13 protein-coding genes are annotated in these 14,561 nt (G+C 53.8%); 3 read left to right on the top strand and 10 right to left on the bottom strand.

Annotation, left to right across the window (positions count from 1 at the left end):
- Nucleotides 1-3: 3 nt before the first annotated feature.
- The 6 genes from nuoF to lrhA form a co-directional block, all read right to left on the bottom strand.
- Entirely contained in the window at nt 4-1,341 is a 1,338-nt protein-coding gene (nuoF, locus tag AC4OVU_RS15185) for an NADH-quinone oxidoreductase subunit NuoF (RefSeq protein ID WP_003861487.1), read from the bottom strand.
- Entirely contained in the window at nt 1,338-1,838 is a 501-nt protein-coding gene (nuoE, locus tag AC4OVU_RS15190) for an NADH-quinone oxidoreductase subunit NuoE (protein ID WP_006176513.1), read from the bottom strand. The genes nuoF and nuoE overlap by 4 nt, the downstream gene beginning before the upstream one ends.
- Nucleotides 1,839-1,840: 2 nt before the next feature.
- Nucleotides 1,841-3,643, bottom strand: a complete 1,803-nt coding sequence (nuoC, locus tag AC4OVU_RS15195) for an NADH-quinone oxidoreductase subunit C/D (protein ID WP_003861484.1) — start codon at nt 3,641-3,643, stop codon at nt 1,841-1,843.
- Nucleotides 3,644-3,732: 89 nt separating this feature from the next.
- Nucleotides 3,733-4,407, bottom strand: coding sequence for an NADH-quinone oxidoreductase subunit NuoB (gene nuoB / locus AC4OVU_RS15200; RefSeq protein ID WP_003861482.1), 675 nt, complete (start codon nt 4,405-4,407; stop codon nt 3,733-3,735).
- 15 nt (nt 4,408-4,422) lie between these two features.
- Nucleotides 4,423-4,863, bottom strand: coding sequence for an NADH-quinone oxidoreductase subunit NuoA (nuoA, locus tag AC4OVU_RS15205; protein WP_003861475.1), 441 nt, complete (start codon nt 4,861-4,863; stop codon nt 4,423-4,425).
- A 631-nt stretch (nt 4,864-5,494) separates the two neighbouring features.
- Nucleotides 5,495-6,433 carry a transcriptional regulator LrhA gene (lrhA, locus tag AC4OVU_RS15210; RefSeq protein ID WP_032102733.1) on the bottom strand — a complete coding sequence of 313 codons (939 nt, stop codon included), beginning with the start codon at nt 6,431-6,433 and terminating at the stop codon, nt 5,495-5,497.
- Nucleotides 6,434-7,370: 937 nt separating this feature from the next.
- Here lrhA and alaA point away from each other — a divergent pair.
- Both alaA and yfbR read left to right on the top strand, forming a co-directional pair.
- On the top strand, nt 7,371-8,585 hold the full coding sequence (gene alaA, locus AC4OVU_RS15215) for an alanine transaminase AlaA (protein ID WP_003861471.1): 1,215 nt from the start codon (nt 7,371-7,373) through the stop codon (nt 8,583-8,585).
- 117 nt (nt 8,586-8,702) lie between these two features.
- Nucleotides 8,703-9,302, top strand: a complete 600-nt coding sequence (yfbR, locus tag AC4OVU_RS15220; protein WP_003861468.1) for a 5'-deoxynucleotidase — start codon at nt 8,703-8,705, stop codon at nt 9,300-9,302.
- Between the two features lie 80 nt (nt 9,303-9,382).
- Here yfbR and AC4OVU_RS15225 read toward each other — a convergent pair whose 3' ends face one another.
- The 4 genes from AC4OVU_RS15225 to yfbV form a co-directional block, all read right to left on the bottom strand.
- Nucleotides 9,383-11,215, bottom strand: coding sequence for an SLC13 family permease (locus tag AC4OVU_RS15225; RefSeq protein ID WP_017693001.1), 1,833 nt, complete (start codon nt 11,213-11,215; stop codon nt 9,383-9,385).
- Nucleotides 11,216-11,290: 75 nt separating this feature from the next.
- A complete protein-coding gene (locus AC4OVU_RS15230; protein ID WP_003861463.1) occupies nt 11,291-11,950 on the bottom strand; it encodes a sugar phosphatase in 660 nt (219 codons plus the stop codon).
- 11 nt (nt 11,951-11,961) lie between these two features.
- The gene (locus AC4OVU_RS15235) at nt 11,962-12,456 is read right to left on the bottom strand and encodes a YfbU family protein (RefSeq protein WP_003861461.1); all 495 of its coding nucleotides are present in this window, start codon (nt 12,454-12,456) and stop codon (nt 11,962-11,964) included.
- A 92-nt stretch (nt 12,457-12,548) separates the two neighbouring features.
- Nucleotides 12,549-13,004 carry a terminus macrodomain insulation protein YfbV gene (yfbV, locus tag AC4OVU_RS15240; protein WP_032669438.1) on the bottom strand — a complete coding sequence of 152 codons (456 nt, stop codon included), beginning with the start codon at nt 13,002-13,004 and terminating at the stop codon, nt 12,549-12,551.
- Between the two features lie 337 nt (nt 13,005-13,341).
- Here yfbV and ackA point away from each other — a divergent pair, with 337 nt between their 5' ends.
- The gene (gene ackA, locus AC4OVU_RS15245) at nt 13,342-14,544 is read left to right on the top strand and encodes an acetate kinase (protein ID WP_015572267.1); all 1,203 of its coding nucleotides are present in this window, start codon (nt 13,342-13,344) and stop codon (nt 14,542-14,544) included.
- The last annotated feature ends 17 nt before the right edge of the window (nt 14,545-14,561 follow it).

Below are 14,561 nucleotides of genomic sequence, written 5' to 3' on the forward strand. Positions count from 1 at the left end.
TTTTTACCAGCGCGCTTTCAGCAGGTTCGGCTGAATACCATTGATCGAATGGGTATTGCTGAACGGCTGCTTGATGCCTGCTTCGAATTCGTCGCGGAAATATTTAATCGCGCTTTGCAGCGGCTCGACGGCGCCCGGTGCGTGGGCACAGAAGGTTTTACCCGGCCCTAAGAATCGACACAGTTGCTCAAGTGTCTCGATATCGCCAGGCTGGCCTTCGCCACGTTCGATAGCACGCAGGATCTTCACGCTCCACGGCAGACCATCACGGCACGGTGTACACCAGCCGCAGGACTCGCGGGCGAAGAACTCTTCCAGGTTACGCACCAGGGATACCATGCCGATCTCATGGTCGACGGCCATCGCCAGCGCCGTACCCAGACGGCTGCCTGCTTTACCAATGCTTTCGAACTCCATTGGCAGGTCAAGGTGGGCTTCGGTAAGGAAGTCCGTCCCTGCCCCACCCGGCTGCCAGGCTTTGAATTTCAGGCCATCGCGCATGCCGCCGGCGTAGTCTTCAAGAATTTCACGTGCGGTGGTGCCGAACGGCAGCTCCCAGACGCCAGGGTTCTTCACGCGACCGGAGAAGCCCATCAGCTTGGTACCGGCATCTTTGCTTGAGGAGATGCCCTGATACCACTCCACGCCGTTCGCGAGGATCGCCGGGACGTTGCACAGGGTTTCGACGTTGTTGACGCAGGTCGGTTTACCCCACACGCCGGAGCTTGCCGGGAACGGTGGCTTGGAGCGCGGGTTCGCGCGGCGGCCTTCCAGGGAGTTAATCAGCGCGGTTTCTTCACCGCAGATATAACGCCCGGCACCGGTGTGCACGAACAGCTCGAAGTCAAACCCGGTGCCCAGGATGTTTTTACCCAGCAGACCGGCTTCAGTGGCTTCGGCAATCGCGCGACGCAGGTTTTCAGCCGCTTCGATGTATTCACCGCGCAGGAATATATAGCCACGGTACGCTTTCAGCGCGAACGCGGAGATCAGCATGCCTTCAACCAGCAGGTGCGGCAGCTGTTCCATCAGCAGGCGGTCTTTATAGGTACCCGGCTCCATTTCATCGGCGTTACACAGCAGGTAACGGATGTTCATGGATTCATCTTTCGGCATCAGACTCCACTTCAGACCGGTGGAGAAGCCCGCGCCCCCGCGGCCTTTCAGGCCAGACTCTTTCACCGCGTTAACGATGTCGTCCGGCGCCATGCCGCCAAGGGCTTTACGCGCGCCGGCATAGCCGTTTTTGCTCTGATATTCGTCGAGCCAGACCGGCTGTTTGTCATCACGCAGACGCCAGGTCAGCGGATGCGTCTCAGCAGTACGAATTACAGTTTTCATTTGTACTGCTCCAGCAGGTCAGGAATCGCTTCCGGCGTCAGATGGCTGTGAGTGTCCTCATCAATCATCATGGTCGGCCCCTTGTCGCAGTTACCCAGGCAGCAGGTTGGCAGCAGAGTAAAGCGTCCGTCGAAGGTGGTCTGGCCCGGCTTGATATTGAGTTTCTTCTCAATCGCAGCCTGAATGCCCTGATAACCGGTGATGTGGCAGACCACGCTGTCACAGTAGCGGATCACATGGCGGCCTACCGGCTGACGGAAGATCTGGCTGTAGAACGTGGCTACGCCTTCTACGTCACTTGCCGGAATGCCCAGCACTTTCGCGATCTCGTAGATCGCCCCATCCGGCACCCAACCACGCTGTTTCTGTACGATTTTCAGCGCTTCAATGGACGCCGCACGCGGGTCTTCGTAGTGGTGCATCTCGTGCTCAATGGCGGCACGCTCTGCTTCACTCAGCTCAAAAGCCTCGGTTTGTGGTTGTTGATTCTCGTGCATAATTAGCGGTCCACATCTGACATAACAAAATCGATACTACCCAGATACACAATCAGGTCGGAGACCAGACTGCCGCGAATGGCGGCCGGGATCTGCTGCAAGTGCGCGAAGCTTGGCGTACGCACGCGGGTGCGGTAGCTCATGGTGCTGCCGTCGCTGGTGAGGTAGTAGCTGTTGATACCCTTGGTCGCTTCAATCATCTGGAAGGATTCCTGTGCCGGCATGACCGGGCCCCAGGAAACTTGCAGGAAGTGGGTGATCAGGGTTTCGATATGTTGCAGCGTGCGCTCTTTCGGTGGCGGCGTCGTCAGCGGGTGATCCGCCTTGAACGGGCCTTCCGGCATGTTGTTGAGGCACTGCTCAAGGATGCGCAGGCTCTGGCGCAGCTCTTCCACTTTCAGCATCACGCGGGTATAGCAGTCGGATACGCCGCCGCCAACCGGGACTTCAAAGTCGAAGTTCTCGTAACCAGAGTAAGGACGGGCTTTACGCACGTCGAAATCAATACCCGTCGCACGCAGACCTGCACCTGTGGTTCCCCACTCCAGCGCTTCTTTCGCGCCGTAGGCAGCAACGCCCTGAGAACGGCCTTTCAGGATGGAGTTACGCAGCGCGGCTTTCTCGTAAGACGCCAGACGTTTCGGCATCCAGTCGAGGAATTCACGCAGCAGGCGGTCCCAGCCGCGCGGCAGATCGTGCGCCACACCGCCGATGCGGAACCAGGCCGGGTGCATACGGAAACCGGTAATCGCTTCCACCAGATCGTAGATTTTCTGACGGTCGGTAAAGGCGAAGAAGACCGGCGTCATCGCGCCGACGTCCTGAATGAACGTGGAGATATACAGCAGGTGGCTGTTAATACGGAACAGTTCAGACAGCATCACGCGAATCACGTTAACGCGATCCGGGACGGTGATGCCTGCCAGCTTCTCAACGGCCAGCACGTATGGCATTTCGTTCACGCAGCCGCCGAGGTATTCGATACGGTCGGTGTACGGAATGTAGCTGTGCCAGGACTGACGCTCGCCCATCTTCTCGGCACCACGGTGGTGATAGCCGATGTCAGGCACGCAGTCGACAATCTCTTCGCCGTCAAGCTGAAGAATAATACGGAATGCACCGTGCGCAGACGGGTGGTTTGGACCGAGGTTGAGGAACATGAAGTCCTCGTTTTCGGTGCCGCGCTTCATGCCCCAGTCTTCCGGCTTGAAGGTCAGCGCTTCCATCTCCAGATCCTGCTTGGCTTTGGTCAGCTCAAACGGGTCGAATTCGGTGGCGCGTGCCGGGTAGTCTTTACGCAGCGGGTGGCCGGTCCAGGTCTGCGGCATCATGATGCGCGTCAGATGCGGGTGACCGTCGAAGGTCATGCCGAACATTTCCCAGGTTTCACGCTCGTACCAGTTGGCGTTCGGGAAAAGTTTGGTGATCGTCGGCAGATGCATGTCGTTTTCAGACAATGCCACCTTGAGCATGATATCCGTGTTGCGGTCTATTGAGATCAGGTGGTAGAAAACGGAAAAATCCGCAGCAGGGAGACCCTGGCGGTGCGTTCTCAGACGTTCGTCCATGCCGTGTAAGTCAAACAGCATGACGTAAGGTTTTGGCAATTTCTTGAGGAAATCGACAACTTCCAGTAATTGCTCACGCTTCACCCAAACAACGGGTACCCCGGTGCGGGTGGCCTGAACAGTAAAGGCATCCGGCCCAAAACGGTTGCGCAGTTCGCCAATGACGGGGTCATCGAGATGATCCCGGGTCTGCCAGGCGGCTTCTTGCGCGGTTAAGTCGGTCATATTGTTCACCATTGCAAATGGTCCGTGGTGACTGTTAAGCCTGGCTTCGCGCTATTTGAGTAGTGATATGCGAAGGTGTTCTCCAGGCCCACAGGCGCAAATTAAATTTCGTCAGGCGTACGCAGGTTGGTGACGGCAATACGTTCACCACGTTTACGCTCGCGCTCAGACTGCATGTTCGCGCGATAGACACCCTGATCGCCAACAACCCATGAAAGCGGGCGGCGTTCTTTACCAATTGACTCCTGGAGCAGCATCAGCGCCTGCATATAGGCCTCTGGACGCGGCGGGCAGCCCGGGATGTACACATCCACCGGAATGAACTTATCAACGCCCTGCACAACGGAATAAATGTCGTACATACCGCCGGAGTTTGCACATGCGCCCATGGAGATAACCCATTTTGGCTCCAGCATCTGGTCATAAAGACGCTGAATAACCGGTGCCATCTTGGTAAAGCAGGTCCCGGCCACCACCATCAGGTCAGCCTGACGTGGAGAAGCACGCAGTACCTCGGCCCCAAAACGCGCAACGTCATGCACCGCAGTGAATGACGTCACCATTTCAACGTAGCAGCAAGAAAGGCCAAAGTTGTATGGCCAGATGGAGTTCTTACGACCCCAGTTGACCATGTCGTGCATGGCATGTTCGAGCTTGCCCATGTACACGCTTTTGTTGACTTCTTGCTCCAGGGGGTCGGTTACGATCTCCTGTTTTTGCAGGGGGTAACGGTCATTCTCACCGTTAGGATCTATGCGGGTGAGCGTATAATCCATCTTATTGCCTCGCTGTTACTGCTGACGATTAGAGATACTGTTTTCCGGGTTGATGTGTTCACGGCGTGAACGCACAGGTGTCCAGTCCAGCGCGCCAATACGCACCAGATAAACCAGACCGGCCAGTAACACTAAAATGAAAATTGCGGCCTCGACAAAGCCCACCCAACCACTTTCGCGAATGGAGGTAGACCACGCGAAGAGGTAAAGCGCTTCCACGTCAAAAATGACGAAGAACATGGCTACCAGGTAGAACTTGGCAGACAGGCGTAAGCGAGCGGTACCTACTGAATCAATACCTGATTCGAAAGGTGTGTTTTTGTGCCTTGCGCGGGCGCGACCGCCCAGGAACCAGCCGCCGACTAACATCAGGCAGCACAGGCCAATGGCTACAATAAGAAAGATTGCGAATGCCCAGTGATGAGCGATGACTTCTGTGGATGTTGACATACTCATTGCTTACTCATCAAAAGTGATACCGACGACACTGCTCTTGCTGGCAGATGGGCATCACATCGATTCATGGGGAGGAACAAAATAACCTTACACTAACTGTCAGAAATGAGACATAGACAGCAAAATGATGGGGTTTTTTACTCCTTTCTATAACCTTTTGTCAACTTTAACAAAGGTTTCTTCACATTAAATTACAACGTGCGATTCTCATTAACATTTGGTGCCCTTTAACCCTGGTGGGTACATGACTTTCCGTCAAATGTATCTTGTTGAATCGTGTCCGTTTTGGAAGTAAAAAAAATAACCCTCCTATTTTGACAGGATTTGCCAACGATTCCTCCCCCCAAATGGGAGTATTTTCTTGATCTGAGACACGCTTTTGTTAATTCAATCAAAAAAACAGCAACATATTTCCTGTTTTTTTAACATCGGCGGGGTATGAGGTAAGTTAGAACAGGTATTGTTTACATCTTAACCAAAAACATTTTCTGCATTGATAAATAAGCGGTATTTGCTCTATCCCTGCTCCGTTCACGGTTATGAATAGCAAAAAAAACCACTCGCAGGAAAAAATCATGCGAGTGGCTCTTTTTTGCACTTACATTTTGTTACGAGAATTTTGAGGGAATGATCACTCAAAATCCCCTTCCACGATCAGGGAGTCGTCCCCTCCTTCGGGAGTAACAGGCGCGTACTGCCATGGATTGTGGTAGTTTTCCATTGCCTCGAACACCACTTTTGCCAGCTCGTTGTTGCTGGCGGCGTTATGGCACAGCAGGTACTCCGTATCCGGCAACGACGGGAGTCCCTCGGATTGACCCAGCACACGCAGATCGGGGCTCATCATCTCCACCGGACGGGCCGTTACGCCAAGCCCGGCCTTCACCGCCGCTCGCACTGCGGGCAAGGTTGACGCCACGTACGCCAGGCGCCATGGAATACTGGCTTCGTTGAGCGCAGCCAGCACCATATCGCGGAACGGACTCGGATCGTCCAGCAGGACCAGGGGTATCGGCTCACCTTTCTGCAATACATACTCCGCGGCACAGTACCAGTGCGTTGGAGAAGTACGCAGCGTCAGGCTGTCAAACTGGCCAGGTCGATGCGTGGTGACCACCAGGTCAACCTCGTTTTCTTTCAGCATCTCAACCATGAAGGCATTGCGTTTAACGCTAACGTCCAGGGCAAGCTTCGGATAAACCGAGCTAATTCGGTTGAGAAGGAAGGGTAAAATGGTATCTGCTGATTCATCTGACGCCCCTAATGTTAACACTCCCTGAAGGTTGCTAAACATTAATGACATACAGGCTTCATCATTAAAGCGCAGTATCTTTCTGGCATAACCCAGAAGCTGAATACCATGTTCTGTTAAAAGCTTATTACGTCCATGACGCGCAAAAAGCTCTTTACCAACCAGTTGTTCCAGCCGCTGCATTTGCTGACTCACGGCGGACTGGGTACGGCAAACGGCGGCAGCAGCTGCTGCAAAAGTGTTGAGATCGGCGACCGCAACAAACGTTCTCAGCAGATCGAGGTCGAGATTCATTATCGGACGATTTGCATTTATCATATCTTTTCACTTTCAGGTTGCTCGTGCGGAGCTGCCCGGGTTGAAGCTGTGTGTAACAGTTAAGCAATTCCTTCTGAAGAGTTTCCCTCGCATCCCGGCCCGGCAGACTGCCTGACAGATAGTTATTGTACTGCGGTATATCACCAGTCAGAAATCACGTTTCATGACGTTATTTTTATTCTCTTGCGTCCAGGATATTTCGTTGTTTGCAGGTCGATGTTAATACCATAAAGAGTAAGACATGTTTTCTGCCATCTATATCGCAGCGTTGGCAACGTAGCAAGATGTGACTTACCCAATCAGCCAGAGATAATTTTAACAATAACAATCGATTAATACAGGAAAGCAGTATCCGATATACGTAACAGGCCTATCGCTATGCTGCATTCCCGAAACACATCTTAACCCAAATCCACTATATTTATAAGTCTTATTGCAATATTAAGGATTTACCGCCAATGATAAGCAACTACACTCTTTTTATTAAAATTAACGAAAGTTGCATTTTCGTCGTTAATAATAAATAAAGTTTAATTTAGATTCAGGCCATTCATTAATAACCCTTAACATTAATTTCACATGAGTAACTTTTAACCTGGCTTTGCTAATATGGCAATCGGTATCTCAGCATTCAGGTTTTACGAATGGTCCCTCAGGGGGACTAATGCATCAGCCCGAATCGTCTTTTTATTTATTCCAGAATAATATTCATCCTTATATGAAATTTTTAGCATAAACAACCCGACCTCCCTCTTTATCACGATAAATTCAGGCACAAAATCACTCCGTCGTTAGAGTAAGCGATCACCGCGGCATTGCCCGGTTGGACGAAATCTTCTTCTGTGCGCCCTTCAAAACGAAGCGCGGTGGGAGTACATTGTTCCGTGCTCACTTCCACGGCAGGAAGTTGCAATAATAGCGAAAAGGTTAAAGGTTCATGTCCCCTATCGAAAAATCCAGCAAGCTCGACAACGTCTGTTACGACATCCGTGGCCCGGTACTAAAAGAGGCAAAACGCCTTGAAGAGGAAGGCAATAAGGTTCTGAAACTCAACATCGGCAACCCCGCGCCATTTGGTTTTGAAGCGCCGGATGAGATCCTGGTGGATGTGATCCGTAACCTGCCCACTGCACAAGGCTACTGCGATTCAAAAGGGCTTTATTCCGCCCGTAAAGCCATCATGCAGCACTATCAGGCTCGCGGTATGCGCGACGTCACCGTTGAAGATATCTACATTGGCAACGGTGTCTCGGAGCTGATCGTTCAGGCGATGCAGGCGCTCCTGAACAGCGGCGATGAAATGCTGGTTCCTGCCCCGGATTATCCGCTGTGGACGGCTGCGGTGTCCCTGTCCAGCGGTAAAGCGGTGCACTACCTGTGCGACGAATCCTCTGACTGGTTCCCGGATCTGGATGATATTCGCGCCAAAATTACCCCGCGCACCCGGGGTATCGTGATCATTAACCCGAATAACCCGACGGGTGCGGTCTATTCAAAAGAGCTGCTGATGGAGATCGTCGAGATCGCCCGCCAGCACAACCTGATCATCTTTGCCGACGAGATTTACGACAAGATCCTGTACGACGCGGCGCAGCACCACTCTATCGCCGCGCTGGCGCCCGATCTGCTGACGGTCACCTTTAACGGACTGTCTAAAACTTACCGCGTTGCCGGTTTCCGTCAGGGCTGGATGGTACTGAACGGTCCGAAAAAACATGCGAAAGGCTACATTGAAGGGCTGGAGATGCTGGCATCCATGCGTCTGTGCGCCAACGTACCGGCGCAACATGCGATCCAGACAGCACTCGGCGGCTATCAAAGCATCAGCGAGTTTATCGTTCCAGGCGGCCGCCTGTATGAACAGCGCAACCGCGCATGGGAATTGATTAATGATATTCCGGGCGTCTCCTGCGTGAAGCCTAACGGCGCGCTGTACATGTTCCCGAAAATCGACGCGAAGCGCTTCAATATTCACGACGACCAGAAAATGGTGCTCGACTTCCTGTTGCAGGAAAAAGTGCTGCTGGTTCAGGGGACGGCGTTTAACTGGCCGTGGCCGGATCACGTGCGTATCGTCACCCTGCCGCGCGAAGACGATCTCGAGATGGCCATCAGCCGCTTCGGGCGCTTCCTCTCCGGGTACCATCAGTAACGCTGACTTTCCGCCGGGTAGCGCTGCGCTTACCCGGCCTGCAACATCCGCAAATTTGCATCTTCCCTCCCCTCCCCGCACAATGAAGTCTGTCGCAGTGAAGACATAAGGTAACCTATGAGTCAGAGTCATTTCTTTGCCCACCTCTCCCGCCTGAAACTCATCAACCGCTGGCCGCTGATGCGCAATGTGCGTACTGAAAATGTGTCTGAGCACAGTTTGCAGGTTGCCATGGTCGCGCACGCGCTGGCCGCGATTAAAAACCGCAAATTCAACGGGCAGGTGAATGCCGAACGTATCGCCCTGCTGGCGATGTATCACGATGCATCGGAAGTGCTGACCGGGGATCTGCCTACGCCGGTGAAATATTTCAACTCGCAGATTGCCCAGGAATATAAGGCCATTGAGAAGATTGCCCAGCAGAAGCTGATCGACATGGTGCCTGAAGAGCTGCGCGATATCTTCGGGCCGCTGATCGATGAGCATCAGTATACGGAAGAGGAGAAATCCCTGGTTAAGCAGGCCGATGCGCTGTGCGCCTACCTGAAGTGTCTGGAAGAACTGTCCGCCGGGAATAACGAATTTTTACTGGCAAAAACGCGTCTGGAAAAAACGCTGGAGTCTCGTCGCAGCGAAGAGATGGACTACTTTATGCGCGTGTTTGTGCCGAGCTTCCATTTGTCGCTGGATGAGATTAGCCAGGATTCGCCACTCTGATTTTCGCCCAGCGGCGCTGCGCTTGCAGGGCCTACGGGGTTGTAGGCCGGGTAAGGCGTAGCCGCCACCCGGCAAAATGCTCAGAACGGAAACAGGACCGGTATCAATACCACGCACACCACCATCACCAGCACGGTGAACGGCACACCCAGCTTCACGAAATCACTGAACCTATAATTCCCGGGCCCCAGCACCAGCGTATTGACCGGGGAAGAGACCGGCGTCATAAATGCCGCGGACGCCGCCATCGCAACCATCATCGCAAACGGATACGGCGAAACACCCATCGATTTTGCCATCGCCAGCGCAATGGGCGCCATCAGCACCGCCGTTGCGGTATTGGAGATGAACAAACCAATGGTGGCGCACATGACGAACAGGCAAACCATCATCAGGTACGGACCATATCCCCCGCCCGCGTCCATTAAGCCTTTCACGATCAAATCCACCCCGCCGGTTTTCTGTAGCGCCAGGGCGAAGGGCATCATCCCGACGATGAGAATGATGCTCGGCCAGTGAATCGCTTTGTAAGCGCTTTCGGCGTCAATACAGCGGAATTTGCCCATTAACAGACAGGCGATTATCGCCGCCACCGGGTTAGGGATCTCGTCCGTCAGCATCAGCGCGACCATCAATACCAGGCAAAAAATCGCATGGGGCGCCTGGCTGTGCGCCGGTGATGCATCGTTCTCTTCAATCGGCATATTCAGCACCACAAAATCGCGGCCTTTCTGCCCGAGCTGGCTAATCAGTTTCCAGTTGCCGACCACGAGGAAGATATCCCCCAGCAGGATCGGCTCATCCACCACCGCCCCTTCAAGGGCTACGCCATCGCGCTTCAGGCCCACCACGTTGAGGCCATAGCGGGTACGAAAGCCGATTTCACGCACGGTTTTGCCCAATAACTCCGATTCCGGGATCAGCGACACCTCGGCCATTCCCACATCCAGCGCCTGGTCAGAGAAATACTCGCCGCGCAGGACCATCGGCTCCAGCAGCTGCTCGCTACAAAACTCCCGCAGATCCACGTCCGCGGTGGACATATCAATCAGCAGGACGTCACGCGCGCGAAACTCTGACACCCCGTTCACGTTAACGATCACCCGGCGAAAACGACGCCAGCGCTCAACCCCGATGACGTTCGCGCCATAGCGTTCGCGTAGCTTAAGGTCATCCAGCCGCTGCCCCACCATAGGCGATCCCGGGCGGATAGCCAGACGTCGGGCACGCCCGGTCAGACGATACTCTTTAATCAGATCGCGGAAAGAGCGCCGCTTCCAGCCCTCTTTGGCTTTATCCTGCTTCTCCCCTTTCAGCGCGAAACGGGTCAATAGCATATAGATAATGCCCATCACCAGTACCACCAGCCCGATCGGCGTAACGCTGAAAAAGCTAAACCCCTCAAGCCCCTCACGGATCAGTTCGCTGTTCACGACGAGGTTCGGCGGCGTTGCGACCAGCGTCATCATGCCGCTGATGAGCCCAGCGAAGCTCAACGGCATCATCAGCCGCGACGGGGAGATCTGCATCCTCATGCAGACGCTCAGCACGACCGGAATAAAGATGGCCACGACGCCCGTAGAGCTCATAAACGCGCCCAGCCCGGCGACCGTCAGCATCAGGTAAATCAGCATTTTGGTTTCGCTGCTGCCCGCCACCTTAACCAACCACGACCCCATCATCGTCGCCACGCCGGTGCGTACCAGCCCGTCGCCAATAATAAACAGGGCGGCAATCAAAATAACGTTGGGATCGCTAAACCCGGAAAAGGCTTCCGGCAGGGAAAGGGTACCGCTCAGAACGAATGCGACAATCACAAACAGGGCGACGGCATCCATGCGCACCTTGCCCGTGGCAAAAAGAATGATGGCGATTAACAGCAGGCTCAGGACCCAAATCAGTTCACCGTTCACAACATGTCCTTGTCAGTGGAGGAGAAGCAATTCTGCCATAAAAAAGCCCCGGTAATGCGGGGCTATATCATGGGATTACATTTTTAGCGAGACGGTTACAACTCCGTCTGACGCCTTCGAGACGTCGATGGCGGTCAGGGTGTTAAGCACGAAATCCGCCTCTTCCAGCCGGGGGGAACCCGCCGGGACGTTAACGGCAATGACGTGGCTTCCGGCGTTCAGCCCGGCCAGCACGCCTGCCGCCGCGTCTTCCACCACCACGCACTCCGCTGGCGCAAGGCCAAGCAGTTCTGCGCCGAGCAGAAACGCATCCGGTTCAGGCTTGCCGCGCTTCACGCGCTCAGCGGTAATGAAGACGTCCGGCGTCGGTAAACCTGCCGCCTTATGACGGGCATGCGCGACGGGAACCGAGCCGGAGGTGACGATAGCCCACGGGATCTGCGCTTCATTCAGGTGCTCAAGCAGTTCACGCGCACCGGGCAGCGCGGTGATGCCTTCGGTATCGGTAGCTTCAATCTGCTCAAGATAGCGGAACTCCGCCTGAATCTCTTCCTCAGAACGTCCCGCAAGGAAGTGCCGCAATGAGGTAATGGCCTGTTTGCCATGGATGAAATTCAGTACGTCCTGATGGTCGATGCCATGCCGGTCGGCCCAGTGGCACCACGAGCGCTCCACCACCGGTAGCGAATCCACCAGCGTACCGTCCAGATCAAACAGAAAACCTTTACACTGCACACACACCTCCGTCAGGCATTAATGATTTGTTGAATTTCGTTGCTGCTTAAATGGTACTGACGCGGACAGGCGTGCCACGCGCTCAGCATACGTTGATACTTATCCCACATCGGGGTCTGGGCGTTGAAGCCGTGCGTACCCGCATCAAAATGGGTGTAACGCCCTTCGGTATTCACCATAAAGCGTACATAGCTCAGATAGCGCGCTTCCGTCGCAGCATCAAAGCCCAGGAACGTCACGCGGCGCTCGTCAATGGTCTGCTGGTCCTTCAGATTGGTCCAGGACACATGCAGCGCATGGTACATCTCCATGATGTCGATAACGATACGGCAGGTTTCCTCTTTCAGTTCGCCAAATTCGCGATCCAGTTCGCGCATCTGCAAGCCAAAACCACGTTCAACAATGGTTTGCAGGCGGCTGTAGCGCGCAGCGTTATCGGGATCAAGCATAGTCATCATCTTGTACTGGTTAGACAAAATCAGACGTTGAGCATGGGTCATTTCCATCTTTCGACTCCTGTAGCGCATTGCACTGTAAAAAAAAGACACGGTAACTGATTGTTACTGTGCCTTCTTTTGGTCGTCGTTTCGATGATCAATCACAAGTCATCGAGGAATGTTTTATCAAGCTGTTTAAACGCACGCTTGAGGGTATCCGCCAGCGCCTGATAGTCCGGCTTGCCTTCAACCGGCGCCAGCGCCTGGCCCGCCTCCTCCAGCTTTCCACGCACTTCATAAAACCAGTGTAAAATAGTAGGCGGAAGTGGCGTGACGGAACGTTTACCTAACCACCATAGCCCCTGCATCGGCAGGCTTAACGCAAAAAGCGCCGTCGCGACGGCAGGGCCAAGCTGTCCACCTAACGCTATCTGCCAGCACAGGGTAAAAACGGCAATCGGGGGCATAAAGCGAATCGCATAGCGCGTGGCGCGAATAGTGCGATTTTCAATAAACATGGGCGCGAGGCGCTTTTCCATTGGCCATGTCTTTGCGTAATGCTGTCCCCGACGAAACAGACTAAAAAAGTTCACGGACGGGATTTCGGGTGTCGACATGGCTGTACCTCAACTTCACATATAAAAATTAAAATTTTCGTGCAAAACCACAACAGGCTATGACAACGTTCAAAATATTTTGTCATCGCTACCCCGTATCGGGTATCCTGTGCCAGCCTGATAGGGCCGTAGACGATAAGCGTTAACTCGTCAAATTATCGCATATTATGCCATTGTCTGAAAAATGTTCAAAATGGCTTAAAATCATAGGTATTTCTTCCATCCTGCCAGAATGTTTGTTTGGCATGATGTTAATTATAAATGTCTGGGTCAGCATGCGTTACGCTTTTAGACTCACTGACGTTTTTTTAGCCACGTATCAATAATAGGTACTTCCATGTCGAGTAAGTTAGTACTGGTTCTGAACTGCGGTAGCTCCTCACTGAAATTCGCCATCATCGATGCGCTCAACGGTGACGAGTACCTCTCTGGTTTGGCCGAATGTTTCCATCTGCCTGAAGCACGTATCAAGTGGAAGATGGACGGCAGCAAACAAGAAGCGGCTTTAGGTGCAGGCGCCGCTCACAGTGAAGCGCTGAACTTTATCGTTAACACTATTCTGGCACAAAAACCAGAACTGTCTGCTCAGCTGACCGCAATTGGTCACCGTATCGTCCACGGCGGCGAAAAATACACCAGTTCCGTGGTAATCGACGACTCCGTGATCCAGGGTATCAAAGACTCTGCGTCTTTCGCACCGCTGCATAACCCGGCTCACCTGATCGGTATCGCTGAAGCACTGAAATCCTTCCCGAGTCTGAAAGACAAAAACGTGGCCGTGTTTGATACCGCGTTCCATCAGACCATGCCGGAAGAGTCTTACCTCTATGCCCTGCCATACAGCCTGTACAAAGAGCACGGCGTCCGTCGTTACGGCGCACACGGCACCAGCCACTTCTATGTGACTCAGGAAGCCGCAAAAGTGCTGAACAAGCCGGTTGAAGAAGTCAACATCATCACCTGCCACCTGGGCAACGGTGGTTCTGTTTCCGCTATCCGCAACGGTAAGTGTGTTGACACCTCTATGGGTCTGACCCCGCTGGAAGGTCTGGTGATGGGTACCCGTTCCGGTGATATCGACCCGGCGATCATCTTCCACCTGCACGACACCCTGGGCATGAGCGTTGACGACATCAACAAAATGCTGACCAAAGAGTCTGGCCTGCTGGGCCTGACCGAGGTCACCAGCGACTGCCGTTACGTTGAAGACAACTACGCAGAAAAAGCTGACGCTAAACGTGCAATGGACGTTTATTGCCACCGTCTGGCGAAGTACATCGGTTCTTACACCGCGCTGATGGAAGGCCGTCTGGATGCTGTTATCTTCACCGGCGGTATCGGTGAGAACGCGGCAATGGTACGTGAACTGTCCCTGGGCAAACTGGGCGTTCTGGGCTTCGAAGTTGATCATGAGCGTAACCTGGCTGCCCGCTTCGGCAAGTCTGGCTTCATCAACAAAGAAGGCACCCGCCCTGCTATCGTTATCCCAACTAACGAAGAGCTGGTCATCGCGCAAGACGCGCACCGCCTGACTGCCTGATTCCACACCGCCAGCAA

It is taken from the genome of Enterobacter sp. 6722112, assembly GCF_058661685.1.